The sequence below is a fragment of the Microbacterium sp. NPDC077184 genome, from assembly GCF_040687055.1.
Taxonomy (GTDB): domain Bacteria; phylum Actinomycetota; class Actinomycetes; order Actinomycetales; family Microbacteriaceae; genus Microbacterium.
Window position 1 is genome coordinate 307,992 of record NZ_JBFBMM010000002.1, and the last position, 23,700, is coordinate 331,691.

General features: G+C 70.7%; 20 protein-coding genes and 1 tRNA gene. 6 read left to right on the forward strand and 15 right to left on the reverse strand.

Going from position 1 to position 23,700, the window contains the following annotated elements; all coding sequences use genetic code 11:
* Positions 1-33: 33 nt before the first annotated feature.
* Genes AB0O93_RS06130 through AB0O93_RS06140 form a run of 3 tightly spaced genes read right to left on the reverse strand, consistent with a single transcriptional unit; the run spans position 34 to position 2,693 of the window.
* A complete protein-coding gene (locus tag AB0O93_RS06130) occupies positions 34-987 on the reverse strand; it encodes an FKBP-type peptidyl-prolyl cis-trans isomerase (RefSeq protein ID WP_363341507.1) in 954 nt (317 codons plus the stop codon).
* A gap of 9 nt (positions 988-996) precedes the next feature.
* Positions 997-2,004 carry a tRNA (adenine-N1)-methyltransferase gene (locus AB0O93_RS06135; protein WP_363341509.1) on the reverse strand — a complete coding sequence of 336 codons (1,008 nt, stop codon included), beginning with the start codon at positions 2,002-2,004 and terminating at the stop codon, positions 997-999.
* A complete protein-coding gene (locus tag AB0O93_RS06140) occupies positions 2,001-2,693 on the reverse strand; it encodes an HAD family hydrolase (RefSeq protein ID WP_363341511.1) in 693 nt (230 codons plus the stop codon). The genes AB0O93_RS06135 and AB0O93_RS06140 overlap by 4 nt, the downstream gene beginning before the upstream one ends.
* A gap of 61 nt (positions 2,694-2,754) precedes the next feature.
* Here AB0O93_RS06140 and AB0O93_RS06145 point away from each other — a divergent pair, with 61 nt between their 5' ends.
* Positions 2,755-3,618: a PAC2 family protein gene (locus AB0O93_RS06145; protein ID WP_363341513.1), complete on the forward strand. Its 864-nt coding sequence runs from the start codon at positions 2,755-2,757 to the stop codon at positions 3,616-3,618.
* Between the two features lie 6 nt (positions 3,619-3,624).
* On the opposite strand, the gene AB0O93_RS06150 is transcribed toward AB0O93_RS06145, so the two are convergent.
* From AB0O93_RS06150 to AB0O93_RS06175, 6 genes are all read right to left on the reverse strand, one after another.
* Positions 3,625-4,449 carry an undecaprenyl-diphosphate phosphatase gene (locus tag AB0O93_RS06150; RefSeq protein WP_363341515.1) on the reverse strand — a complete coding sequence of 275 codons (825 nt, stop codon included), beginning with the start codon at positions 4,447-4,449 and terminating at the stop codon, positions 3,625-3,627.
* 62 nt (positions 4,450-4,511) lie between these two features.
* On the reverse strand, positions 4,512-5,813 hold the full coding sequence (locus AB0O93_RS06155) for a M20/M25/M40 family metallo-hydrolase (protein ID WP_363341517.1): 1,302 nt from the start codon (positions 5,811-5,813) through the stop codon (positions 4,512-4,514).
* A gap of 79 nt (positions 5,814-5,892) precedes the next feature.
* Positions 5,893-5,977, reverse strand: a tRNA-Leu gene (locus AB0O93_RS06160).
* A 69-nt stretch (positions 5,978-6,046) separates the two neighbouring features.
* Positions 6,047-7,153, reverse strand: a complete 1,107-nt coding sequence (locus AB0O93_RS06165; protein ID WP_363341519.1) for a VIT1/CCC1 family protein — start codon at positions 7,151-7,153, stop codon at positions 6,047-6,049.
* A 177-nt stretch (positions 7,154-7,330) separates the two neighbouring features.
* Positions 7,331-9,856 carry a rhamnogalacturonan lyase gene (locus AB0O93_RS06170; RefSeq protein WP_363341521.1) on the reverse strand — a complete coding sequence of 842 codons (2,526 nt, stop codon included), beginning with the start codon at positions 9,854-9,856 and terminating at the stop codon, positions 7,331-7,333.
* A gap of 119 nt (positions 9,857-9,975) precedes the next feature.
* Positions 9,976-11,802 (reverse strand): DEAD/DEAH box helicase, encoded by a 1,827-nt coding sequence (locus AB0O93_RS06175; RefSeq protein ID WP_363341523.1) that lies wholly within the window; start codon positions 11,800-11,802, stop codon positions 9,976-9,978.
* A gap of 122 nt (positions 11,803-11,924) precedes the next feature.
* Between AB0O93_RS06175 and AB0O93_RS06180 the strand changes: the two genes are divergently transcribed.
* Positions 11,925-12,782: an SGNH/GDSL hydrolase family protein gene (locus tag AB0O93_RS06180; protein ID WP_363341525.1), complete on the forward strand. Its 858-nt coding sequence runs from the start codon at positions 11,925-11,927 to the stop codon at positions 12,780-12,782.
* Here AB0O93_RS06180 and AB0O93_RS06185 read toward each other — a convergent pair.
* Positions 12,751-13,560 (reverse strand): RNA methyltransferase, encoded by an 810-nt coding sequence (locus AB0O93_RS06185; RefSeq protein ID WP_363341527.1) that lies wholly within the window; start codon positions 13,558-13,560, stop codon positions 12,751-12,753. The genes AB0O93_RS06180 and AB0O93_RS06185 overlap by 32 nt on opposite strands.
* 83 nt (positions 13,561-13,643) lie before the next feature.
* Here AB0O93_RS06185 and AB0O93_RS06190 point away from each other — a divergent pair, with 83 nt between their 5' ends.
* Both AB0O93_RS06190 and AB0O93_RS06195 read left to right on the forward strand, forming a co-directional pair.
* On the forward strand, positions 13,644-14,489 hold the full coding sequence (locus tag AB0O93_RS06190; RefSeq protein ID WP_363341871.1) for a Sir2 family NAD-dependent protein deacetylase: 846 nt from the start codon (positions 13,644-13,646) through the stop codon (positions 14,487-14,489).
* 21 nt (positions 14,490-14,510) lie between these two features.
* Positions 14,511-15,104, forward strand: coding sequence for a histidine phosphatase family protein (locus AB0O93_RS06195; RefSeq protein WP_363341529.1), 594 nt, complete (start codon positions 14,511-14,513; stop codon positions 15,102-15,104).
* Here AB0O93_RS06195 and AB0O93_RS06200 read toward each other — a convergent pair.
* The 5 genes from AB0O93_RS06200 to AB0O93_RS06220 are packed head-to-tail and all read right to left on the reverse strand — an operon-like array spanning position 15,089 to position 21,183.
* On the reverse strand, positions 15,089-15,913 hold the full coding sequence (locus AB0O93_RS06200) for a CoA ester lyase (RefSeq protein ID WP_363341531.1): 825 nt from the start codon (positions 15,911-15,913) through the stop codon (positions 15,089-15,091). The two genes, AB0O93_RS06195 and AB0O93_RS06200, sit on opposite strands and share 16 nt — an antisense overlap.
* Positions 15,910-16,419 (reverse strand): MaoC family dehydratase, encoded by a 510-nt coding sequence (locus AB0O93_RS06205; RefSeq protein WP_363341533.1) that lies wholly within the window; start codon positions 16,417-16,419, stop codon positions 15,910-15,912. The genes AB0O93_RS06200 and AB0O93_RS06205 overlap by 4 nt, the downstream gene beginning before the upstream one ends.
* Positions 16,420-16,438: 19 nt before the next feature.
* Entirely contained in the window at positions 16,439-17,605 is a 1,167-nt protein-coding gene (locus AB0O93_RS06210; RefSeq protein ID WP_363341535.1) for an acyl-CoA dehydrogenase family protein, read from the reverse strand.
* A 15-nt stretch (positions 17,606-17,620) separates the two neighbouring features.
* Positions 17,621-19,573, reverse strand: coding sequence for a biotin carboxylase N-terminal domain-containing protein (locus AB0O93_RS06215; protein ID WP_363341537.1), 1,953 nt, complete (start codon positions 19,571-19,573; stop codon positions 17,621-17,623).
* Positions 19,574-19,578: 5 nt separating this feature from the next.
* On the reverse strand, positions 19,579-21,183 hold the full coding sequence (locus tag AB0O93_RS06220) for a carboxyl transferase domain-containing protein (protein WP_363341539.1): 1,605 nt from the start codon (positions 21,181-21,183) through the stop codon (positions 19,579-19,581).
* A gap of 104 nt (positions 21,184-21,287) precedes the next feature.
* On the opposite strand from AB0O93_RS06220, the gene AB0O93_RS06225 reads away from it, so the two are divergent.
* Together AB0O93_RS06225 and AB0O93_RS06230 are read left to right on the forward strand one after the other, a co-directional pair.
* The gene (locus AB0O93_RS06225) at positions 21,288-21,902 is read left to right on the forward strand and encodes a TetR/AcrR family transcriptional regulator (RefSeq protein WP_363341541.1); all 615 of its coding nucleotides are present in this window, start codon (positions 21,288-21,290) and stop codon (positions 21,900-21,902) included.
* A gap of 12 nt (positions 21,903-21,914) precedes the next feature.
* A complete protein-coding gene (locus AB0O93_RS06230) occupies positions 21,915-23,699 on the forward strand; it encodes an alkaline phosphatase family protein (protein ID WP_363341543.1) in 1,785 nt (594 codons plus the stop codon).
* Position 23,700 lies beyond the last annotated feature (1 nt).

A 23,700-nucleotide genomic window follows, 5' to 3' on the forward strand; every position in this document is an offset into this window, starting at 1 on the left:
CGGTCGTGCCACCGGACGGCCGATCCCCTCCGATCACGGCGCGGCGTCGAGCCCGAGGATGTCGATCACGAAGACCAGGGTCGACCCCGCGGGGATGTCACCCTGCGCGGTCTCTCCGTACCCCTGGTCGGGCGGGATCACCACGAGCACCTGGGATCCCACGGTCTGCCCCTCGAGCGCAGCAGCGAATCCGGGCACCACCCCGTCCAGAGTGAGGGAGACCGGAGCCTCGCCCCACGACGAGTCGAACTCCTCGCGCTCGGCCCACGTCACACCGGTGTAGTGCACGCGCACGGGTGCGTCACCCGTGACGACGGGCCCGTCGCCCTTCTTCAGGGTCTGCACGACGAGGTCGCTCGGCGGCGCACCCTCCGGGATGATGAGGCCCGGCTGGCCGTCCGGAGCACGGACGACAGAGGGCAGCCCGAAGCCGTCGGTGTACTGGTCGGCGCCGTCGGCCTTCGCCAGGTAGACCTTCCGGACGTCCACGATCGCGAGGGCCGACTCGTCGGCGGCGAGCCCGAGCCCTTCCGCCGCGCCCTCGGCGATGTCGCCGGGCGCCAGCGCCACCGTCACCCGCGATCCCTCCGTCGCGCACGAGAGCGCGTCGGAGAACGCCGGGAACGTGTTGACCCACTGGGACAGCGTGGTCACCCGCGTCAGATCGCCGTCGTACGGCGTCGCGATGACGGTCTCTCCCGAGTCGCCGCCGATGAGGGCGATGTCGACCACGACGAGCTGGTCGTCCGTCGTGATGGGCGTGCCCTCGCCCGTGACGTCGTCGCGCGCGGCCCACTCGTCCGTCCGGAACGGGGTGTAGACGTCCACCTCCGGCAGCGCGTCGGCCGCTCCGGACACGGAGACCAGATCGAGCACCCCCGCTTCTCCGGCGGGCCGGTCGCAGGTGGTGTCCGCCGGAGCGGCGCAACCGGTCAGGCCGACAGCGGCCAGACCCAGGATCGTCAGGGCAGCGGAGAAGGTACGCACCCGACGATTCTAGGCGGAAGCGTCGGGTGCCCCCTCGCGGCGCTGCGCCTCGATCGCGGCGTCTGCCGCACGGCGGGCCTCCCGCACGCGCTTGCGCAGATTCTTGTCCGTGATCTCCCGATCGCCGACGGCGCCGGGCGTCCACAGCTCCACGTCCTCGTCCGAGTAGCTGGACTTGGACGCGCGGCGCTTCTGCTCCGGTGCGACGGCGCCGGGTGCGAGGCGCCGCGCCCAGATCAGGAACCCGGTGTGGGCGATCATGCGGTGGTCGGGACGCACGGCGAGTCCCTCGACATGCCACCCGCGGACCATCGTCTCGCTCGCCTCGGGATCGGTGAACAGTCCGGTCCCGCGCAGATACTCCGCCACGCGGCTCAGCTGCGTGGCCGTGGCGACGTAGCAGAGCACGACCCCGCCCGGCGTGAGGGCATCGGCCACGACGTCGATGCATTCCCAGGGGGCGAGCATGTCGAGCACGACCCGGTCGACGGATGCCGCGGGCAGCGTCTCCGGGAGTGCGGCGGCCAGGTCGCCGACCACGACCTCCCAGTTCTCCGGGGTGTCCCCGGCGAAGGTCTCCACGTTCGCCCGCGCGACCTCGGCGAAATCCTCGCGCCGCTCGAACGACACGAGCCTCCCGTGCGGACCGATCGCACGCAGGAGCCAGAGCGAGAGGGCGCCGGACCCGACGCCCGCCTCCACGACGACGGCCCCGGGGAACACGTCCGCTTCCGCGACGATCTGCGCGGCATCCTTCGGATACACGATCGCCGCACCCCGCGGCATGGACATCACGAAATCCCGGAGCAGCGGTCGCAGGGCGAGGTATTCGTGCCCCCCGCTGCCGGTGACGACGCTGCCGTCGGGGAGGCCCACGAGATCGGCGTGACGAAGCACTCCGTGATGCGTGTGCATCTCTCCCCCCTCGCGGAGGGTGATGGTGTGCAGGCGTCCCTTCGGACCGGTCAGCTGCACCCGGTCGCCCAGCCGGAACGGACCGCTCGGCCGCCCGCTCATGCGGAGGCCTCCGTCCGACGACGTGCGGCGTGGGCGGCGTGGACGGCCCGGAGGTCGTCCACCGACCGTCCTTCGAGGCTCGGCCACAGCGCATGCGCGCCGGCGCCTTCGAGGGAGACCATGAGCGGGACGCCGATGGACGCCGCTCCGGAGGCGACCGCGGAGCGGAGTCCGTTCGGGGAGTCCTCGATGGCGACCACCTCGGTCGGGTCCACGCCGAGCGCGGCGCAGGCCTGCAGGTACGGGTCCGGATGTGGTTTGGGGCGGGTCGCGTCATCACCGGCGATGATCACGTCGAACGCGTCGAAGTCGATCAGATCGACCACGGTCGTCGCCATCCGACGCATCGACATCGTCACGAGAGCCGTGCGGATGCCCGCCTCCTTCAGTGCGGAGAGCATCTCGCGCGCCCCCGGGCGGAAGGGCACGCCGGTCTCGGCGAGCTGGCGCATCACGTCGTCGGTGAGGTGGTCGATGATCTCGTGCACACCCATGCGGACGCCGGCTTCCTGGAAGATGCGGGCGGAGTCCTCGAGACCGAGCCCGACGAGGCCCAGGGCCTGCTCGTGCGACCACGAACCGCCGTGAGCCTCCACGAGCGGTGTCTCGGCGTTCATCCAGTAGGGCTCGGTGTCCACGAGCGTTCCGTCCATGTCCCAGAGGACCGCGGCGAGGGTGGGAGACGTCATCCGCCCCATGGTACGGGCCTATCCTGGAGACAGCCCGCGCCGGCGGGCAGGAGGAGGTCGCGTGGACGGACTGGGACGCCGGGTGCTCGTCGCCGCGTTCGACGGCTGGAACGACGCGGGCGAGGCCGCCTCGTCCGCGCTCGCGCACCTGCGGGACGCCGGGGAGTACGAATCGGTGTTCTCGGTCGACCCCGAGCTGTACTTCGACTACCAGTACACGCGACCGCACATCGCCGCCGATGCGGAAGGCAAGCGCACCCTCCGGTGGCCGGAGGCCACGCTTCTGCGCCCGACCACCTCGTCCGGCGGCACCGAGCTCCTACTGCTCACCGGCGTCGAGCCGGCACGCGCGTGGCAGGCGTTCGCGAACGAGTTCGTCGACATCGCGCTCCGCGAAGACGTCACCGGGTTCGTGGCGCTCGGGTCGATGATGTCCGATGTCCCCCATACCCGGCCGATCTCGGTCTTCGCCGGCAGCGACAACGATCAGCTCCGTGCCGCCCTCGATCTCGAGCGCAGCTCCTACGAGGGACCGGTGGGGATCCTCAGCGCGCTCGCGCACGCCGCGGACGCCGCCGGCATCCCCGCGGCGAGCCTCTGGGCGAGCGTGCCCCACTACGTGGCCGGGCACACGCCGTCGCCCAAAGCCACCCTCGCCCTCCTCGACCGCCTCGAGGACCTCACCGGCGCGGACATCTCCCACGGGTCCCTGCCGACCGACGCCGCGGCGTGGGAGGCATCGATCGACGCCGCCGCGGCGGACGACGAGGAGATGACGGAGTACATCCGCCAGCTCGAGACCACCCGCGACACGTGGGATTCGCCCGAGGCGTCCGGCGACGCGATCGCGCAGGAGTTCGAACGCTATCTGCGTCGCCGCGGCGACGGACCCGGCAAGCCGGGTCGCGACGATCCCCGCCGCTGACTCCGGTCAGTACGCCGAGAGGACGCCCGTCGAGAGCAGCACCAGGACCACCGACCCCAGAGCGATCCGGTAGATCACGAAGGGCAGGAAGCTCCGCTTGGAGATCCAACTCATGAAGAAGGCGATGACGGCGAGGGCGACGACGAACGCGACGACGGTCGCCGCGCCCGTCTCGACGAGGGTGAACGGCCCCTCCTGGTTCCAGCTCTTCCCGAGCTGGTAGAACCCGCTGCCGAAGACCGCGGGGATCGCCAGGAGGAAGGCGTAACGAGCCGCTGCGGCGCGCTCGTAGCCGAGGAACAGCCCCGCCGTGATCGTTCCGCCCGAACGGGACACCCCGGGAATGAGGGCGAGCGCTTGCGCGAATCCGAACACGACACCGTGCCCGACGGTGAGCTGGTCGAGCTTGCGACGCTTGGCACCGACGTAGTCGGCGATGCCGAGCAGGATGCCGAAGGCGATCAGCATGACCGCGATGACCCACAGCGAGCGGAAGGTGGTCTCGATCTGGTCTTCGAAGAGCAGCCCCAGAACGACGATCGGAAGGCTGCCGATGATGATCAGCCAGCCCATGCGGGCGTCGGGGTCGTTCCGCGGCACCTTGCCCGCCAGGGAGCGGAACCAGGCGGTGATGATGCGGACGATGTCGCGCCAGAAGAACACCACCACCGCAGCCTCCGTGCCGATCTGCGTGATCGCGGTGAAGGCGGCGCCGGGGTCCTGCGCGGACGGCATGAACTCCCCCACGATGCGCAGGTGCGCACTGGAGGAGATGGGGAGGAACTCGGTCAGCCCCTGGATCAGGCCGAGGAAGATCGCCTCGAACAGCATGGGCGCCTTTCGTGGGGAGGCGGATGCCGCGGCATCCGGATGCGTCGGGAGATGCGGGTGCGTCAGTAGGTGCGGATGAGGTCTGCCAGGACGGTCTGGCCGAAGACGAGGGCGTCGATCGGCACGCGCTCGTCCACGCCGTGGAACATCCCGGTGAAGTCGAGGTCGGACGGCAGGCGCAGGGGCGCGAAGCCGAAGCCCGCGATTCCGAGTTCGGCGAGCGCCTTATTGTCGGTGCCGCCCCCCATGAGGTAGGGGATCACCGGGACGCCGGGGTCGTGGCGCCCGAGCGCTCCGACCATGGCATCCACGAGGTCGCCCGCGAAGGGGACCTCGAGCCCGATGTCCCGGTGGACGACCTCGATCGCGATCTCGTCGCCGACGATCTCCTGGATCGCGGCCAGGACCGCGTCCTCCGTCCCGGGGAGCACGCGGACGTCGATGAGCGCCTCCGCGCGATCGGGGATGACGTTGTGCTTGTAGCCCGCCGCGAGCCCGGTCGGATTCGTCGTCGTACGGAGGGTGGAGCGGAGGAATCCCGATGCCGCGCCGGTCGCGGCGGCGACCGCGTCGGCGTCGGCCGCATCCATCCCGGAGAGTCGTGCGAGATCCTCGACCATGCGCGCGGTGGCCGGGGTCAGCTCCACGGGCCAGGCCGTGCGGCCGAGACGGGCGACGGCGTCGGCGAGCGCGGTGACGGCGTTGTCCGTGTGGAAGCTCGAGCCGTGGGCGGCGCGCCCGCGGGCCACCAGGCGGATCCACACGAGGGCCTTTTCGCCCACCTGCAGAAGGTAGGCCCGGCGGTCGTCGACGGAGATCGAGTACCCGCCGACCTCGCTGATGGCCTCGGTCGCCCCGGCGAACCATTCGGGCTTGTCACGGACGACCAGCGCGGAGCCCTCGACCCCGCCGTTCTCCTCATCGGCGAAGAACGTGACGATGAGGTCGCGCTCGGGCTGTTCACCCGCGCGCACGAGATCCCCGACGGCCGCGAGGATCATCGCGTCCATGTCCTTCATGTCCACCGCACCGCGTCCCCAGAGCATCCCGTCGCGGATCTCCCCCGCGAAGGGATCGACGCTCCAGTCCTCGGCGACAGCCGGGACGACATCGAGGTGTCCGTGCAGGATCAGGGCCGGCTTGTCGGGGTTGCGGCCGGGGATCCGGGTGGTGAGGTTCGTTCGACGCGCGATGGGCTCGTAGTACTCGACGTCGAGGCCGAGCGACTCGAGGTAGGCACCGGCGTACTCCGCCGCCTCCCGCTCGCCCTGCGCGCGACCACCGCCGTGGTTCGTGGTGTCGAAGCGGATCAGGTCGCGCGCGAGAGCGGCGACGTGCGGGATCTCCGGACCGAGCGAAGGCATGGGCTCCAACCTACCCTCCGGACGTTTCGCGGCCGTGACAAGCGAAAGGCCCCCGTTTCCGGGGGCCTTTCGTCTTCTGTGCGCGAGGGGGGACTTGAACCCCCACGCCCTATACGGGCACTAGCACCTCAAGCTAGCGCGTCTACCTATTCCGCCACCCGCGCGAGTGGTTTTTCCGGTTTCGCAACCGAGGAACGACACTATCACGTCAACGGTGCGGTGCCGAACCGGGCTCACCCCACGGTGACGCCGAACAGCAGCCCCAGCACATACGTGATGGCCGCGGCACCGTAGCCGATGAGCAGCTGACGGATGCCGCGGGTCAGGGGCGACGCGCCGGAGAGGACACCGACGGTGGCCCCCGTGATCAGCAGCGCGACACCTACGAGGGCGAGCGCGACGATCACGGCAGCCGTCCCGGTCATCCCGAAGATCCAGGGCAGGACGGGGATGATGGCGCCCGACGCGAAGAAGAGGAAGCTCGAGATCGCGGCTCCCCACGCCCTGCCGACGATCTCGTGCTCGTCGACGTCCACCGTGTGCCGGTGCGCCTCGACACGGAACGGCAGCGCACGGTCGGCACGCTGCGCGGACGCGACGACCTCGTGCGCCCGCACGCGTGCGTCGGACTCCGACATCCCCCGGGTGCGGTAGACGAGGGCGAGCTCGTTGGCGTCGAGGTCGAGGTCGGGGATCACATGGTCGGCGTCCTGGTTCGACTCCGTCGCGCGCAGGAGCTCCCGCTGGGATCGCACCGATACGAACTCGCCCGCACCCATGGAGAGGGCTCCCGCCAGGAGTCCCGCGATGCCGCTGAACAGGACGACCTGACTGCCGACGCCGGTGGCCCCGATCCCGAGGACCAGGGCGAGGTTGGAGACCAGTCCGTCGTTGGCGCCGAAGACCGCCGCGCGGAAGGTCCCCGACAGTCGGCGTCGCCCCCGCGCCGCGAGACCGCGGACGACCTCGTGATGGATCTTCTCGTCCGCGGCCATGGCGGCCGTCGCGAACGGCTCCGCTTCGTAAGGCGAGCGCGCTTCGGCGCGCTGGGCGAGCGCCAGGACGAAGATGGACCCGAATCGTCGGGCGAGGAACGACAGCAGCCGCGTCCGCGCGTCCGGACGCGGCAGCCGCTCGGGTTCGCCGCCGAGGAGGGCGAGCCAATGAGCCTCGTGGCGCCCCTCCGCGTCGGCGAGCGCGAGCAGGATCGCACGCTCCTCGCCGGTACGGCGCACGGACAGATCCCGGTAGACGCGCGCCTCGGCGCGTTCGTCGACGAGATACTGCGCCCACCGCCGTCGATCCCGAGCGGTGGGGTGGGCGGGCGCGGGCGCGGTCATGCGGAAGCCTTCCGAGGCGGCGGTGGGGGGACGCCTCCACGCTACTGACGCGTCCCCGCCGACAACGGCGAAAGCCGAGGATTGCCAGCATTTCGGGCCTCCGAAGCGGGACCGCCCCGACCGCCCGCACGGAAAGCGGAGAGCGGTCGGGGCGGGGTTCGTGTCACCCGTGACGCGTCATCGGGTGAGGGTCACCGACCACGCCGAGGTCGCTCCGTCGGCGATGCGGTACCACGCGGTGGGTACTGCGACGATCTCGGCGGTGGCGCCGACGCGGACCTTCCCGCTGGGGTGGGTCACTCGCTCGCCGTCGACGTACCAGGCGATCCCCGGCGTCGCCTTCACCTGCACCTCGTCCTTCCCGCGCCCCGGACGATCGTGCACCTTGGGGGCGCGCGGGACGACCTCGCGGGTGAGGACCGGAACGGCGGAGAAGTCCATCCCCGTGCCGAGATGCCAGCCGGTGTAGGACGGCTGGTTGTACGTGGTCTGCTGACGGGCGACCTCCGCACGGTACTGCGGGTCGTGCATCAGCGTCGCCAGCTGGTGCGGGGTCTCCTCGGTCGAGACGTAGACGCGCATCGCCGCGGAATCGGCGGTCCGCACCAGGAGCTCCTCCCGCCAATCGCCGAGGATGTCGGCGACGAGCGCGGGGTTGCCCTTCGTGCCGTTGTTGGTGCGCGTCCCCTCTGCTCTCAGCAGCGTCCCGCGCCGCCGATCGTCGATGGTGGGCACCGCGTCGCCGCTGCCGTTCACGATCTGGGTGGTGAGGTCCCCCGCCCAGCGGATGGACATGTTCGTGCCGAGGCCGGTGGCGGCTCCGAGTTCCGTGCCGTTCGCGGCGCGCAGCCGAGTCGCCCACGTCTCCAGTCCCGGGACCGTCGGGTCGACATCACCGATCATGCCGCGCCCGGTGTCACGTCCGGTGTAGTCGCCGTACAAGATCTCCCCGTCCGCCGCACCCCGCAGGACGTAGCCGTAGGGCGCGTATGCGCCCCCTTCGTGGACCGTGAAGATCTCCAGTCCCGGACGCGCCGGATCGATGTCGGTGACGTGCATGGCGTCCCCGTGGCCGAGGCGTGCCTGCTCTCCCGGCTGCGCGCTCTGCGGGGGCATCTCCGCGAAGGAGCTGTACAGGAGGCTGCCGTCGTCGTCGATGGTCGCGGAGCCGTAGACGATCTCGTGCTTGCCGTCCGCGTCGACGTCGGAGGCGCTGAGCGAATGAAACCCCTGGGTGGTCAGCGTCCCGAACTCGGGGTCGGTGCCGTCGCGACCGTGCGGTCCGTCGTTGAAGGGGTTCGTGAGTGGCGCGTGACCGCTGTCGACGTACCAGCGCTCCCTGAGGCGCTTGCCGTCCCAGTCGTAGGCCACGAGCGTCGAGCGGGTGTAGTAGCCGCGCGCGAAGACCGCCGAGGGCTCCGTGCCGTCGAGGTAGGCGACACCCGACAGGAACCGGTCCACGCGGTTTCCCGGTTCGATGCGGGACATCGCGTAGTCGCCCCAGAGCAGCCCGTCGTCGCCGCGTCCCGGCTTGTACGGGATCGTCTCCAACTCCGCGCCCGTCTCGCCGTCGAACACGGTCAGGTACTCGGGTCCGTCCACGATGAAGCCCTCGAAGTTCCAGAGACGGTTGTTGCCGCTGCGGGACGGGGCGTAGACGTCGATGAAGTAGTCGGTGAGCTCCGCCGCGGCATCCGGCGACAGCGGGTAGTCGTGCCGCACCTCGGTGCCCCACGCCTCCTCGAGCGTCGCCGGCCACTGCCCGGAGACGACCTCGTCCCGCTCGTGCCACGTCAGGAACATCTCCGTGAGGTGCGCGCGGAAGTCGTCGTTGCTCATGCGGTAGTCGTCACCGTGCGACACGCCCGCCCGGACGTCCCGACGCGGCAGGGTGATCGCGCTCTCCTCGACCAGGTCGCCGTCCCGGTAGGTCGCGGAGGAGGTCCCCGGAGCGGTCTTCATCATCAGCTCGCTGCGCCCGTCGCCGTCGAAGTCGTACGCGAGGAACTGCGTGTAGTGCGCGCCCGCGCGGATGTTCTTCCCGAGCGAGATGCGGTTCAGCAGCTCACCCTCGAGCGTGTAGGTGTCCACGAACACCTCACCGGTGTATCCGACCTGGGAGACGTCCTTGGAGTTCGACGGATCCCACTTCACGATCAGCTCGTAGCGGCCGTCGCCGTCGACGTCGGCCACCGAGGCGTCGTTGGCGGAATACGTGTACGCCTCGCCGACCGGGGTGACCCCGTCCGCCGGGCGGACGAGGGGGATGTCGAAGTAGCCGTTCCCCTGGACCGGAGCCGGCGCGCTCGCCTCCCCCGCGATTCCCGAACGAACCGGGGTCACGGTGTACTGCGCCTCCGCGTGGCCGTCCGGGTCGAGGTAGGAGGTCACGTCGGAGACCGTGGCGATCTCGTCACCGTCGCGTGCGACCCGCCAGGCGGGGCCTGCCTGGCCCGTCTCGGTGGCTCCGGAGACCTCCGAGGCCAGGAGGCGCCAGGACAAGAACGTGCCCTCCGTCGTGCCGAGGGCGACGAGCCCCCGGTCCAGATCCTCGAGCTGGGTCAGTCCCTTCGGGGTGTGGTCGCGGGCGAACGGCCCGCGTGGCTCGTCTCGGGCGGAGGCGGGGTGGGCCATGCCCACCACGAGACAGCCGGCCGCGAGCGCGGCGACAGGCAGACGGAACGATCGGATGTGGGGAGTCATCTTCGAAACCTCGTCACAGATGTGTGTCCCGAGCGGTCGAACGTCGACCCTCGGTTGGATAGCGCTTTCCGTGCGTGGGGACCACGGTAGCCCGGCATTCTCAAGGGGTCAACCCGCGGTCAGGAGTGCACGCGGCGACGAAGCAGATCGATGCGCGACTGCAGCTGTGCGACCGTCGCGTGCGAGACGGCGGGCCCGCCGCACAGACGCCGGAGCTCGGCGTGCACGGCGCCGTGCGGCTCGCCGGACTGACGCGCGTAGAGGCCTACCAGGCTGTTCAGCAGCTGCCGCTGCTCCTTGAGCGTGCGGTGCAGGGGCGCGGGCAGACCATCGTCCTCTTCTGCCGCGGGGGCCTGCGCCTCGCGGTCCTTCCGGTGCCGGCTCTGCCGCGCCTGCCGCTGCATGAGCAGGTCGTGGACGTGCTCCGGCTCGAGCAGCCCCGGCAGACCCAAGAACTCCTCCTCCTCGGGCGTTCCCGGAACGGCCAGCTGCCCGAACTCCCGACCGTCGTAGAGGACGCGGTCGAAATGGGCGAGGGAGCCGAGAGCCTGGAAGCTGAACTCCTCGGTCAGCGCGTCCGACGCCGAGTCCTCGCGCTCGGCGGCGTCCATGAGGTCTTCTTCGGCGTTCCAGTCGTCGCCGTCCGACTCGCGGTCCAGGGCGTGATCGCGCTGCCGCTCGAGCTCTCCCGCGAGCGCGAGGAGGACGGGGACGTTGGGGAGGAAGACACTCGCCGTCTCTCCTCGCTTGCGCGCCCGCACGAAGCGTCCGATGGCCTGCGCGAAGAACAGCGGCGTGGAGGCGGAGGTCGCGTAGACCCCGACGGCGAGCCGAGGGACATCCACCCCCTCGGAGACCATCCGAACGGCGACCATCCACCGGCTCGTGCCCTTCGAGAACGTCTCGATCCGAGACGACGCCTCCGCCTCGTCGGAGAGCACCACGGTGGGCGTCTCTCCCGTGAGGGCGGCGAGGATCTCGACGTAGGCGCGCGCGGCGGTCTGGTCGGTGGCGATGACCAGTCCCCCGGCATCCGGAACCTGTTCGCGGACCTCGCTGAGACGACGGTCGGCCGACCGCAGGACCGCGGGGATCCATTCGCCCTGCGGATCGAGCGCGGTGCGCCATGCCTGGGAGGTGATGTCCTTCGTGTTGTCCTGGCCGAGCTGTGCCTCCATCTCGTCCCCGGCCTTGGTGCGCCAGCGCATGCTGCCGGCGTAGACGAGGAAGAGCACCGGGCGGACGACGCCGTCCTCGAGGGCCCGGCGGTACCCGTAGCTGTAGTCGGTGCGGGAGAGCCGGATCCCCTTGGCATCGGGGTGGTATTCCACGAACGGGATGGGGGCGGTGTCGCTGCGGAACGGCGTGCCCGAAAGCAGCAGACGTCGCGTGGCGCGGCTGTAGGCCTCGCGGAGCGCATCGCCCCAGCTCAGCGCGTCGCCCCCGTGGTGGACCTCGTCGAGGATCACGAGGGTGCGGGCATCGAGGACGAGCCTCTGGTGCACCGAGGCCTTGACCGCCACCTGGGCGTACGTGACGGCGACCCCGTGATACTGCCGCGCCGGTGCCGCGTGACGGTTGCTGAACGCCGGATCCAGTCGGATGGACACGCGGGCCGCGGCATCGGCCCACTGCGTCTTGAGGTGCTCGGTCGGAGCGACCACGACGATCCGGTCGACGACCCCGCGGCGCAGCAGCTCGCTGGCGAGCCGCAGAGCGAACGTCGTCTTGCCCGCCCCCGGTGTCGCGGCGGCGAGGAAGTCGCGGGGGCCTTTGCCGGGACCGTCCGGGCCGTCCGACCCGAAGTACAGGTCGAGTGCCTCCGCCTGCCAGGCGCGCAGGCGCTGCGCGGTGCCCCACGGCGCGCGCTGCGGGTAGGTCGGGGAGAGGTGCTCGGCGGCGAAGCTTCCGAAGTGGGGTTCTTCGAGGATTGCGGCCTCGTCCATCACACCTCCCAGCCCTCTCGACGCACGCCGGACGCTCGACGCGCACGACGACTCACCACCCTAAACGAGCCGTCCGACACCCGGGCTACCCTGGGGAACGGTCACGAACCGCGAGGAGAGCCATGCCGGACACCACCGAGACACCCGCCCCGTTCGCCTCCGACCCGAACGCCCACCCGTGGCGGCGCTACGTGGCCCTCGGGGACTCGTTCACCGAGGGCGTGGGCGACCCCGAGCCCTCCCTTCCCAACGGTCTGCGCGGATGGGCGGATCGCGTCGCCGAGGTGCTCGGCGCGCAGGTGGACGACTTCGCCTACGCCAACCTCGCGGTGCGAGGACGCCTGATCGGACAGATCGTCGCCGAGCAGGTCGAACCGGCACTCGCCCTCAAGCCCGATCTCGTCACCTTCTCCGCCGGCGGGAACGACGTCATCCGCCCCGGCGGGGATCCGGATGCGGTCGCCGAGCTGTTCGAGGATGCCGTGGTGCGGCTGAGCAGCGAGGGAGCGACCATCGTGGTGTTCACCGGCATCGACACCCGATTCACGCCCGTCTTCCGGGGGATCCGCGGCCGCGTGGCGATCTACAACGAGAACATCCGGGCGATCGCGGACAAGTACGACTGCATCGTGGCCGATCAGTGGGCGCTGAAGGAAGTGCAGGACATGCGCTTCTTCGATGACGATCGACTGCACATGAACACCCTCGGCCACCACGAGGTCGCCCGCATGGTGCTGCGCGCGCTCAACGTCCCCAACGACCTCGCCCCGATGCAGCCGGATCCGCTGCCGTCTCGGACGTGGCGCGCCGCACGGCAGAACGATCTCGTCTGGGCGCGCACCCACCTCGTCCCCTGGGTGCTGCGACGACTGCGTCAGCAGTCTTCGGGCGACACCGTCCACGCCAAGCGCCCTGAGCCGATGCCGGTCGTGCGCGCCACGAGCCCACTCACGGATGAGGACGCAGAGCCCACAGGGTGACCGCACTCGCGGCGGCGACGTTGAGGGAATCCACTCCCCCGGCCATCGGGATCCGCACGATCGCGTCCGCCGCATCGAGTGCGGCGGACGACAGGCCATCCCCTTCGGCCCCGAACGCGACGGCGACGCGCGCCGGTGCCGTGGCGGCGAAGTCGTCCAGAGCGACCGCATCCTCGCGGAGGGCCAGAGCGGCCAACGTGAACCCCGTCTCGCGGAACAGCACACGCGCCTCGCCCCACTCCGGCAGCCGTGCCCACGGCACCTGGAACACCGTGCCCATGCTGACCCGGACGCTCCGCCGGTACAGGGGATCGGCGCACCGGGCGCTGACCAGGACGGCATCCGCGCCGAGACCCGCCGCCGAGCGGAAGATCGCGCCCACATTGGTGTGGTCGACGATGTCCTCGAGCACCACGACGCGGCGCCCCGCCGACAGGAGGGCGCGGGGATCGACGGGCGCCGGGCGCGTCATCGCCGCCAGAGCACCACGGTGCACGGCGTATCCGGTCACCGCTTCGGCGACCGCGTCCTCGACGAGGAGGATGGGCGCCTCGACATCACCGGCGAGGAGCGCTTCGACCTCGGCGAGCCACTTCTGCTGCACCAGAACCGACCTCGGGCGATGGCCGGCCGCGATCGCCCGAGCGATGACCTTCGCGGACTCGGCGATGTACAGCCCCTCTTCCGGTTCGCGCACCCGACGCAGCGCCACGTCCGTGAGGTCGCGATAGTCGCGCAGGCGCGGATCGGCGGGGTCCCTGACGCGGAGGATCGGCATCCCTCCACTCTGGCACCTCGCGTAACGCGCCGGAAAAGCGGGCGGCCTACACTCGTCACTCGGAAGGGGTGCGCGTGACGACGCTGACCGGAGGCGATCCGCAGACGCAGGCCGCGATCGAGGCGGCGACCTCGGTGCTGGCCGGGCGTCGCATCGCCGTGCTCACGGGCGCGGGGGTCTCGACCGATTCCGGCATCCCGGATTACCGCGGCCGAGGAGCACCCGTGCGCACCCCGATGACGGTCGAGCAGTTCCTCGCCAGCGACAGCGCCCGCCGGCGGTACTGGGTCGGCTCTCACCTCGGATGGAACGCCTTCGCCGCCGCCGCCCCCAACGCCGGGCACCGGGCCCTCGCCACGCTCGAGGAGCGGGGGCTGCTCACCGGCGTCGTCACCCAGAACGTGGACGGTCTGCACGTGCGGGCGGGGAACCGACGCGTGGTCGAGCTCCACGGGACGATGCGCCGGGTGTTCTGCGTGCACTGCGGGCAGGTCTTCGACCGGCGTGACCTCGCCGCCCGTGTCGAGGAGGAGAACCCGTGGATCCGGGTGCCGGAGCGCATCGCCCTCGGCCCCGACGGGGATGTGCTCCCCGAGAGCACCGACGGGTTCCGTATCCCGGTGTGCACCGTCTGCGCGGGGATGCTCAAACCGGACGTCGTCTTCTTCGGCGAGTACATCCCGGCGGAGAAGTTCCGTGAGGCGGAACAGCTCGTCCTCACCAGCCAGGCCCTGCTCATCGCGGGGTCGTCTCTCGTGGTCAATTCCGGCATCCGCCTCCTCGAACGCGCGCGGCGGCGACGGATGCCGGTGGTCATCGTGAACCGCGGAGCCACCCGCGCGGACGCGAGGGCCACCGTGAAGATCGACGGCGGGACCAGTGAGGTCCTCGGCGTCCTCGCCGAGGCCCTTCCGGCGCTGTCCTCGTGATCCACGCCGTAGGCTCGTCCCGTGACGCACCTGACGATGATCCGGCACGGTCAGACGGACTGGAACCGGGATCTGCGCATCCAGGGTTCCACCGACATCCCCCTCAACGACACCGGCCGCGCGCAGGCCCGCGAGGCCGCTCACGTGCTCGCCCTGCGCCCCGAGGCACCCACGCGTGTGGTCTCGAGCGACCTGTCCCGTGCGCGCGAGACCGCCGAGATCATCGCCGATATCCTCGACCTCGAGCCTCCCCGCGTGTATCCGGCGCTCCGCGAGCGCGCCTACGGCGAGGCCGAAGGGCTGGAGACCGCGGAATTCTTCCAGCGGTTCGGTGACTGGCACACCGCCGAGGTCCCCGGCGCCGAGCCCTGGCCTCAGCTGCGCGCGCGGGCCCTCGGCGGACTCGCCGAGGCGGTGGCGGACATTCGCCGCGACACCGCGCCGGCACCGGCGTCACTCATCGTCGTCAGCCACGGAGCACTCATCCGCGAACTCCTGCGGCACGCCACGGCGGGCGCGTTCCCGCCGCCGGGCCAGCGGCTGCCCAACGCCTCCGCCTACGACCTGCGGTACGAGCGCGAGCGACTCAGCCTGCTCTCCTACGCCGGCGCCTGAGCGTCCCCCGCCCGCGCGAGCACCGCGCGGGCGTGCCGGAGCACCGGCTCGTCCACCATGCGACCCTCGAACGTGAAGACGCCGCTGTTCCCGGCCGCGGAGGCCAGGACGCCGCGCGCCCACCGCAGGGTCGCGGCATCAGGTCGATACGCGTCGCGGATCACGGGGACCTGTGACGGGTGGATGCACGCGGTCGCGGCGAAGCCGGAGGCCGCGGCATCCGTCGCCTCGCGCGCCAGACCTTTGGCGTCCCCGATGTCCAGGTGCACGGCGTCGATGGCAGCGACTCCCGCCGCTCCCGCGGCCAGCAGCACGCGGGAGCGGGCGTAGCGGGCGATGTCGCGGTAGCGTCCGTTGGGCTTCCTGCTGGAGGTGCCGCCGAGCGAGGCGACGAGATCCTCCGCGCCCCACATCAGCGCCTCCACCCGCGGGAGCTCGGCGATGCGATCCGCACGTGCCACCCCCCGCGCCGTCTCGCACAGCGCGATGAGTCGGAATCGGGCGTCGATCCTGGCCAGTCGCTTCGGTGATTCCGCCTTCGCGACCACGATCCGCCGGAAATCGGTCTGCGACAGGGTCGCCATGTCGGCCACGAAATCCGCGGACCCGACCGGGTTGACCCGGACGATCACGCGTTCCGGATCGACGTCGGTCTCGATGAGGGCGCCGCGGGCATCCGCTTTCGCCTGCGGCGCGACGGCGTCCTCGAGGTCGAGGATCACGGCGTCGGCACGTGCGAGCGCGGCGCGGAATCGATCAGGACGGTCGGCGGGGCAGAACAGGAGCGCGGGGCCGAGGGCGAAGGTCATGGTGTCTCCGTCGGAAGGGTTGTGGACGTCGCATCGGCATCGATCGGGCGACACCACATCAGTGCGACCCGCGTCGCCGTCGCGACCACCTCATCGTCCTGTTTCCGCCCGACATGCGCGAGCGTCACCACCCCCTGGCCGGGACGCGAGGCCGACAGCCTGCTGTCGACGACGCGCGTTTCGCAGTACAGGGTGTCCCCCGCGAACAGCGGCGCGGGGAAGGTCACGTCGGACAGTCCGAGCTGTGCCACGAGGGTGCCTTGGGTGATCTGGGCGACCGAGGCCCCGACCATCGTCGCGAGCGTCCACATCGAGTTCATCAGACGACGTCCGTAGGGCTGGGTCGCGGAGAACGCCGCATCCAGGTGGAGCGCCTGCGTGTTCATCGTCAACGACGAGAACAGGACGTTGTCGGCCTCCGTGGCCGTTCGCCCCGGCCTGTGGAAGAACACCGCGCCGACGGGCAGTTCCTCGACGTAGCGTCCGCGTTCGACGATCGGCTCCATCCCGCTCACGCTACCGCGCTCACACCAGACCGAGCGAACGCGCGATCACGAGGAGCTGGACCTCGGTCGTCCCCTCGCCGATCTCGAGGATTTTCGAATCGCGGTAGTGCCGCGCCACGGCGAACTCGTTCATGAACCCGTTGCCCCCGAAGACCTGAGTGGCATCGCGGGCGTTGTCCATGGCCGCGTCGCTCGCGGTCAGCTTCGCGATGGCCGCTTCGGTCTTGAACGGTCGTCCCGCGTCGCGCAGCCGCGCGGCGTGGTGCCACGCCAGCCGCGCGTTGAGCACCCTCAGCTGCATCCTCGCGATGAGGAACTGCATGCTCTGGCGGCTCGACAGGGGCGAGCCGAAGACGTTCCGGGACCGGGAGTACTCCACCGCAGCCTCCAGGCATCCTTCCGCCGCACCGGTCGCCAGCGCGGCGATCGCGATGCGCCCCTCGTCCAGGATGTGGAGGAACGCGGCGAATCCCCGCCCGCGCTCGCCGAGCAGGTGGTCCTCGGGCACGCGCACGTCGTCGAACGCGAGGGGGTGGGTGTCCGAGGCGTGCCACCCGACCTTGTCGTAGGCCGGCAGCACGTGGAAGCCCGGGGTGCCGGAGGGGACGATGATCGTGGAGATCTCCTTCTTCCCCTCGCGCTCGCCCGTGACGGCGGTGACCGTCACGAAGCGGGTGATGTCCGTGCCGGAGTTGGTGATGAACTGCTTCGAGCCGTTGACGACCCAAGCCCCGTCGTCCAGACGCGCCGTGGTGCGGGTGGCGCCGGCATCGGAGCCCGCCTCCGGCTCGGTGAGCCCGAAGCCGGCGAGCGCGCGGCCGGCGACGAGGTCGGGCAGCCACCGCTCGCGTTGCTCGGCAGAACCGAAGCGGAAGATCGGCATGGCGCCGAGGCTGACGGCGGCCTCCAGTGTGATCGCCATCGACTGATCCACGCGACCCAGCGCCTCCACGGCCAAGCAGAGGGAGAAGTAGTCGCCGCCCTGCCCTCCGACCTCCTCCGGGAAGGGCAGCCCGAAGAGCCCGAGCTCCCCCATCTCCGCCACCACGTCGAGCGGGAGCGTGCGGGTGCGATCGGCCTCGTACGACCTCGGGGCGACGACGTCGTCGGCGAAGGAGCGCAGCATCGCGGAGAGCTCGCGCTCTTCGTCGGTCAGCGTGGGATCGGTGAGGGTGTTCTCGGACATGGTTCTCCTCGGTTCTCAGTCCGCCGGAGCTGCCTCGTGGGCGTTCCGGACGATGGCGATGGTCTGGTCTCGTCGCACCTGGTCGCCGACGGCGACCTTCAGATGCACGGTGCCCGCGTGCGGGGCGAGGACGGGGTGCTCCATCTTCATGGCCTCGATCGTCACGATCCGCTCCCCCGCCTCCACCGGGTCGCCGTGGGCGACGTGGACGGCGGTGACGGCGCCGGGCATCGGTGCGCCCACCTCGGGGGACGACGCATTCGCCGCCCTCCCCGTCCGCGCGAGGCCGACGAACGTCGCCTCGCGGCGGGTGAGCGGACGCAGGCGCTGGGCGCCGGAGCGCGCATGGACCCACACCGCACCGTCGGAGTCCACCGCCGCGGGTCCGAGGCCGGGTATCCGCTCGTCCTCTCCGCCCTCGAGGCCGACCTCGTGCACCGCGTCGTCATCGTCCAGGAAGGACACGGTGCGCGCGGGGCGGGGTCCCCCGGCCCGCCACCCCGACCCCGATCGCCAGAGGGCAGACGCGTGCGCGGCATCCGCATGACGCGCGCGGCCGTCCGGGAGCACCCCGGCCGCAGCACGGAGGATCGCGGGCGTCGCGGGCACGGACGACGGGGTGGGGAGGCGGTCGATCAGTGCGGTGTCGATGCGACCGGCCCGCACCTCCGGATCCTGCAGGAGCGAGCGGAGGAAGGCGATGTTCGTGTCGAGGCCGAGGATCACCGTGTCGGCGAGCGCGGCGTCGAGAGCGGACAGCGCCGCGTCCCGGTCGTCGCCGGAGGCGATCACCTTCGCCATCATGGGGTCGTAGTCGGAGGTGACGACCGATCCCGTCTCCACCGCCGCATCCGTCCGCACGCCCGGGGCGGGGCGCCACTCCAAAACGTCGCCGGTGGCGGGCAGGAACCCGCGCGCGGGGGTCTCGGCGTAGACGCGCGCCTCGATCGCATGTCCGCGGATGCCGACGTCGGGCTGACGGAGGGTCAGTTCCTCCCCCGCGGCGATCCGGATCTGCTGCTCGACGAGGTCGACGCCGGTCACGATCTCCGTGACGGGATGCTCGACCTGCAGACGCGTGTTCATCTCGATGAAGAAGAAGTCCTCGGTGCGGTCTCCGGCGACGAGGAACTCGACCGTTCCCGCTCCGCGGTAGTCGACGGAGGCGGCGGCCGCGCAGGCCGCCTTCCCCAGGAGCTCGCGTGTGGCGGCATCCACGACGGCGGACGGTGCCTCTTCGATCACCTTCTGATGCCGACGCTGCAGCGTGCACTCCCGCTCACCGAGATGGATGATGTTCCCGGCCTCGTCGGCGAGGACCTGCACCTCGATGTGACGCGGACGTTCGACGAGGCGCTCGACGAGGAGCGTGTCGTTTCCGAACGCGGACCGGGCCACGCGGCGCGCCGTCTCCACCGCCGTCGCCAGTTCGTCGGCGGCTCGGACGATCTGCATCCCCTTCCCCCCGCCGCCTGCGGAGGGCTTCACCAGCAGGGGGAAGCCGGTGTCGACCGCGGCCCTCGCGAGGGCGGCGTCGTCCATCCCGATCGCGCTGAACCCCGGGACCACCGGCACTCCATGCGCGGCCACGTGCTCCTTCGCGCGGATCTTGTCCCCCATCACCTCGAGCGCACGGATGCCGGGGCCGATGAAGACCAGCCCTTCGTCCGCACACGCGCGTGCGAAGGCGACGTTCTCCGAGAGGAAGCCGTACCCGGGATGCACCGCCCGGGCGCCGCTCTCCCGCGCCGCGGCGAGGAGGGCGGGGATGGACAGGTACGACTCCGCCGCCGCGGCCGGACCGATCCGGACCGCGCGATCGGCTTCGCGCACGTGGGGGGCACCGGCATCCGCGTCGCTGTAGACGGCGACGGAGCGGATGCCCAGAGTGCGGAGCGTGCGGATGACGCGCCGGGCGATCTCGCCGCGGTTGGCGACGAGGACGGTGTCGAAGAGCGCGACGGTCATGAGGGTCACATCCGGAAGAGGCCGAACCGCGGCTCGGGAAGAGGAGTGCGGGAGACGACGTCCAGGGCGAGGCCGAGGACGTCACGGGTCTGCACCGGGTCGACGATGCCGTCGTCCCACAGGCGCGCGCTGGCGTAGACCGGGTCGCCCTGGCGTTCGTACTGCTCTCGGATCGGAGCCTCGAAATCGCTCCGGGCCGCGGCGTCGAAGACTTCGCCGCGAGCAGCCAGCTGATCCGCCTTCACGGTGGCGAGGACCGAGGCGGCCTGAGCACCGCCCATCACCGATATCCGGCTTCCCGGCCAGGTCCAGAGGAACCTCGGTCCGTACGCCCTGCCGCACATCGCATAGTTGCCCGCGCCGAAGGAACCGCCGATGACCACCGTGATTTTCGGGACGCGGGTCGTGGCGACGGCGGTCACCATCTTCGCGCCGTCCTTGGCGATCCCGCCGGCCTCCGCGTCGCGTCCCACCATGAAGCCGGAGATGTTCTGCAGGAACAGCAGCGGGATGCCGCGCTGGTCGCACAGCTCGATGAAGTGCGCCCCCTTCTGCGCCGACTCGCTGAAGAGCACCCCGTTGTTGGCGATGATCCCGATCGGGTGTCCGTGCAGACGGGCGAAGCCGGTGACGAGGGTCTCGCCGTACGACCGCTTGAACTCGTGGAAGTCGCTTCCGTCGACGAGGCGCGCGATGACCTCTCGGACGTCGTAGGGCTGGTTGACGTCGACCGGCACGACCCCGTAGAGCTCGTCGGGGTCGGCGAGAGGGGGCCGGGTCGGCGCGATCTCCCACGCGGGCGACGGCGGCGGTGGAAGGGTCGCGACGATGTCCCGCACGATCTCGAGCGCGTGCTCGTCGTTCTCCGCGAGATGATCGACCACGCCGGATCGCCGGGCGTGCAGTTCGCCGCCGCCGAGCTCCTCCGCGCTGACGTCCTCGCCGATCGCGGCCTTCACCAGAGGAGGACCGCCGAGGAAGATCGTTCCCTGCCCGCGAACGATCACCGTCTCGTCGCTCATCGCGGGGACGTACGCTCCCCCGGCGGTGCAGGATCCCAGGACCGCGGCGATCTGCGCGATGCCGGCCGCCGACATCCGCGCCTGCTGATAGAAGATGCGCCCGAAGTGATCCCGGTCCGGGAAGACCTCGTCCTGCTGCGGGAGAAAGGCACCCCCGGAGTCGACGAGGTACACGCACGGCAGCCCGTTCTCCGCGGCGATCTCCTGGGCGCGCAGGTGCTTCTTCACCGTGAGGGGGAAATAGGTTCCGCCTTTCACGGTCGCGTCGTTGCAGATGACCATGATGTGGCGCCCATGGATGAGGCCGACCCCCGCGATCACCCCGGCTCCGGGGGCCTGTCCGTCGTACATGTCCTCCGCCGCGAGCGGCGCGATCTCGAGGAACGGGCTGCCCTCGTCGAGGAGCCGGTCCACCCGATCGCGCGGCAGGAGCTTGCCGCGCGATCGATGACGTTCCCGTGCGCTCTCCGTACCGCCGCGGGCGATGCGGGACAACCGATCGCGCAGCGCGGCGGCGAGTGACGACTGACCGTCGCGCGCGTCCGTGAACGCCTCATCCCGATCGATTGCGCTCTTCAGGACACTCATGTCATCTCCGTCGACGTCACGATCCGGTCACATCCGTTGTCCGGACGTGACGAATTTGGTTAGGGTTCATTAACCGAGTCTTAGGTTAGCGAGGATTAACTGAGATGACAAGACCCCCCACCGAGCGCGGACGGGCCAAGGCCGATCGGCACGACGCGCTGCTCCGCGAAGCCGCACGCCTGTTCGCCGAGCGCGGCTTCCACGGGGTCAGCCTCGAAGACATCGGCGCGGCGGTCGGGGTGAGCGGACCCGCGGTCTACCGGCACTTCGCCGGAAAGCAGGCCCTCCTGGGCGCGCTGCTCACCGCGGTGAGCGAACGCCTCCTCTCCGGCGGTTCCGGCGTGGTGGCCGCAACGGAAGACCCGCGGGAGCAGCTGCGCGGTCTCGTCACCTTCCACGTGGACTTCGCCCTCGCGGACAGCGACGTCATCCGAGTGCAGGATCGCGATCTGGCGAGCCTCGGAGACGGGGATCGTCGCACGGTTCGTCGGCTCCAGCGCGAGTACGCCGAACTGTGGGTCAGCGCCCTCGCCGCGGACGCCCCGGACGCCGACCCCGACGAGCTCCGTACGCGCGCGTACGCCTGCTTCGGCCTGATCAACTCCACTCCGCACAGCGTGCGCCGCCGTGCCGGCAGACCATCGGATGCCGCCGTCCGGCGGCTCCTGACGGATATGGCCCTCGCCGCCCTGGGCATCGGGGATCGCGGGGTGCCATAATCGGCCCCGATCATGAAGAAGAAGCCGCGCTCGACGCCTCACTCCGTCTCGCCCGACCCACCCTCCGAGGACACGCGGACGTCACGGCGTGACTTCCTCACGCTCGGCGGCATCGCGGCAGCCGGCGTGGTCGCGGCGGGAGGCGGCGGGGCCGCCGTCGGCGCGACGATCGGGCACCGCATCGGCTACGAAGAGGGATCGACCGATTTCGGTGCCGTTCCGCCGCGAAGCGCACCCGGGTTCGACCACGTCGTGGTCCTCATGGGCGAGAACCGCTCCTTCGACAACATGCTCGGCTGGCTGTACACCCCCGAGACCCTCCCGGCCGGACAGCGCTTCGACGGTCTCGCGTTCGGCGACTACGCCAACACGACCTCCGACGGCGAGCGCATCCCCGCGCACGTGTACGACGGTCCGACGGACGAGCTGATGGGTCGCCCGAATCCGGACCCCGGTGAGGAGTTCCCGCACGTCAACACGCAGCTGTTCGACCGCGTGGAGCCGGCGGGGAACGCCACCGTGGGCGTCGGTGCGATGACGGCGCCGTTCAACGCCCCTCCGCCCGGGACCGCGCCGACGATGTCGGGATTCGTCCGCGACTACGAGAACAACGTCCGCGAACTCCGCGGCGGCGCGGAACCCGAGCCGGGAGAGGTCCGCCACATCATGGGCGGATTCTCGCCGCAGCAGCTGCCCGTGCTGTCCGAACTCGCGCGCGAATTCGCCGTCTTCGACGCGTGGTTCGCCGCCGTCCCCTCCCAGACCTACTGCAACCGGTCGTTCTTCCACGCCTCCACCTCGCACGGCTACGTGTCGAACAAGCACGGCGGCGGCTACGAGAAGTGGTTGGAGGCGGAGCCCACCCCCACCATCTTCAACCGCCTCGAGGAGGCGGGGATCTCGTGGAAGATCTACTTCGACGAGCAGCAGTTGGTGTCGTTGACCGGCATCATGCACGCGCCGGTCCTCCAGCAGTTCTGGCGGACGAACCGCTTCGGGCACATGGACGAGTTCTATGCGGAGGCGGAGGCCGGGACCCTCCCCGCCTACGCGTTCATCGAGCCGCGCCTCGTGTACAACCACAACGACTTCCACCCCCCGTTCGGGGTCCTCCGCGCCAGCGACGTCGACGGCGAGGAGATCGTGGATTCGGCCGTGTCCGACGTCCGCGCGGGCGAGAAGCTCGTCGCCGACATCTACGACGCGGTCCGCACCAGCGCGACGCCGGGCGGATCCAACGCGATGAACACGCTCCTGCTCATCACCTTCGACGAGCACGGCGGCACGTACGACCACGTTCCTCCCCCGGCCGCCATTCCCCCGGTGGCCGATGCCGAGCCGGGAGAGATGGGCTTCACCTTCGACCGACTGGGATGCCGGGTCCCCGCCATCGCCGTGTCGGCCTACACGCGAGCGGGCACGATCCTGCACGACGAGATGCATCACGGCGCCGTCATCGCGACGTTGTCCCGCCTGCACGGGCTGCGCCCGTTGACGAGGCGGGACGCCGAAGCGAACGACCTGTTCGCCGTGGTGAACCTCGACACCCCCCGACCGGCGTCGCAATGGCCCCGCGTGCACCCCATGTACGTGCCCGCCAACCCGCACGAGGACGACCTCGACGATCTCGCGGAAGGCACGCACAAGGACAAGCCGATCAGCAATCCGGGACGTGGTCTCCTCGGGCTTCTTCTGGCCCGCTATGCGCCGGGCACGCCCGAGCCCGAGACGTACGCGGATGCATTCCACACCCTCCGGACGCACGGGCTCGGGCTGTTCTACCCGAAGATCCGCTGAC

Excerpts from the sequence above, each read along its gene's own strand:
- AB0O93_RS06135 (WP_363341509.1), bottom strand. The coding sequence starts at position 2,004 with ATGAGCGGGCGGCCGAGCGGTCCGTTCCGGCTGGGCGACCGGGTGCAG.
- AB0O93_RS06140 (WP_363341511.1), bottom strand. The coding sequence starts at position 2,693 with ATGACGTCTCCCACCCTCGCCGCGGTCCTCTGGGACATGGACGGAACG.
- AB0O93_RS06150 (WP_363341515.1), bottom strand. The coding sequence starts at position 4,449 with ATGCTGTTCGAGGCGATCTTCCTCGGCCTGATCCAGGGGCTGACCGAG.
- AB0O93_RS06155 (WP_363341517.1), bottom strand. The coding sequence starts at position 5,813 with ATGCCTTCGCTCGGTCCGGAGATCCCGCACGTCGCCGCTCTCGCGCGC.
- AB0O93_RS06165 (WP_363341519.1), bottom strand. The coding sequence starts at position 7,153 with ATGACCGCGCCCGCGCCCGCCCACCCCACCGCTCGGGATCGACGGCGG.
- AB0O93_RS06170 (WP_363341521.1), bottom strand. The coding sequence starts at position 9,856 with ATGACTCCCCACATCCGATCGTTCCGTCTGCCTGTCGCCGCGCTCGCG.
- AB0O93_RS06175 (WP_363341523.1), bottom strand. The coding sequence starts at position 11,802 with ATGGACGAGGCCGCAATCCTCGAAGAACCCCACTTCGGAAGCTTCGCC.
- AB0O93_RS06180 (WP_363341525.1), top strand. The coding sequence starts at position 11,925 with ATGCCGGACACCACCGAGACACCCGCCCCGTTCGCCTCCGACCCGAAC.
- AB0O93_RS06185 (WP_363341527.1), bottom strand. The coding sequence starts at position 13,560 with ATGCCGATCCTCCGCGTCAGGGACCCCGCCGATCCGCGCCTGCGCGAC.
- AB0O93_RS06200 (WP_363341531.1), bottom strand. The coding sequence starts at position 15,913 with ATGACCTTCGCCCTCGGCCCCGCGCTCCTGTTCTGCCCCGCCGACCGT.
- AB0O93_RS06205 (WP_363341533.1), bottom strand. The coding sequence starts at position 16,419 with ATGGAGCCGATCGTCGAACGCGGACGCTACGTCGAGGAACTGCCCGTC.
- AB0O93_RS06210 (WP_363341535.1), bottom strand. The coding sequence starts at position 17,605 with ATGTCCGAGAACACCCTCACCGATCCCACGCTGACCGACGAAGAGCGC.
- AB0O93_RS06215 (WP_363341537.1), bottom strand. The coding sequence starts at position 19,573 with ATGACCGTCGCGCTCTTCGACACCGTCCTCGTCGCCAACCGCGGCGAG.
- AB0O93_RS06220 (WP_363341539.1), bottom strand. The coding sequence starts at position 21,183 with ATGAGTGTCCTGAAGAGCGCAATCGATCGGGATGAGGCGTTCACGGAC.
- AB0O93_RS06225 (WP_363341541.1), top strand. The coding sequence starts at position 21,288 with ATGACAAGACCCCCCACCGAGCGCGGACGGGCCAAGGCCGATCGGCAC.
- AB0O93_RS06230 (WP_363341543.1), top strand. The coding sequence starts at position 21,915 with ATGAAGAAGAAGCCGCGCTCGACGCCTCACTCCGTCTCGCCCGACCCA.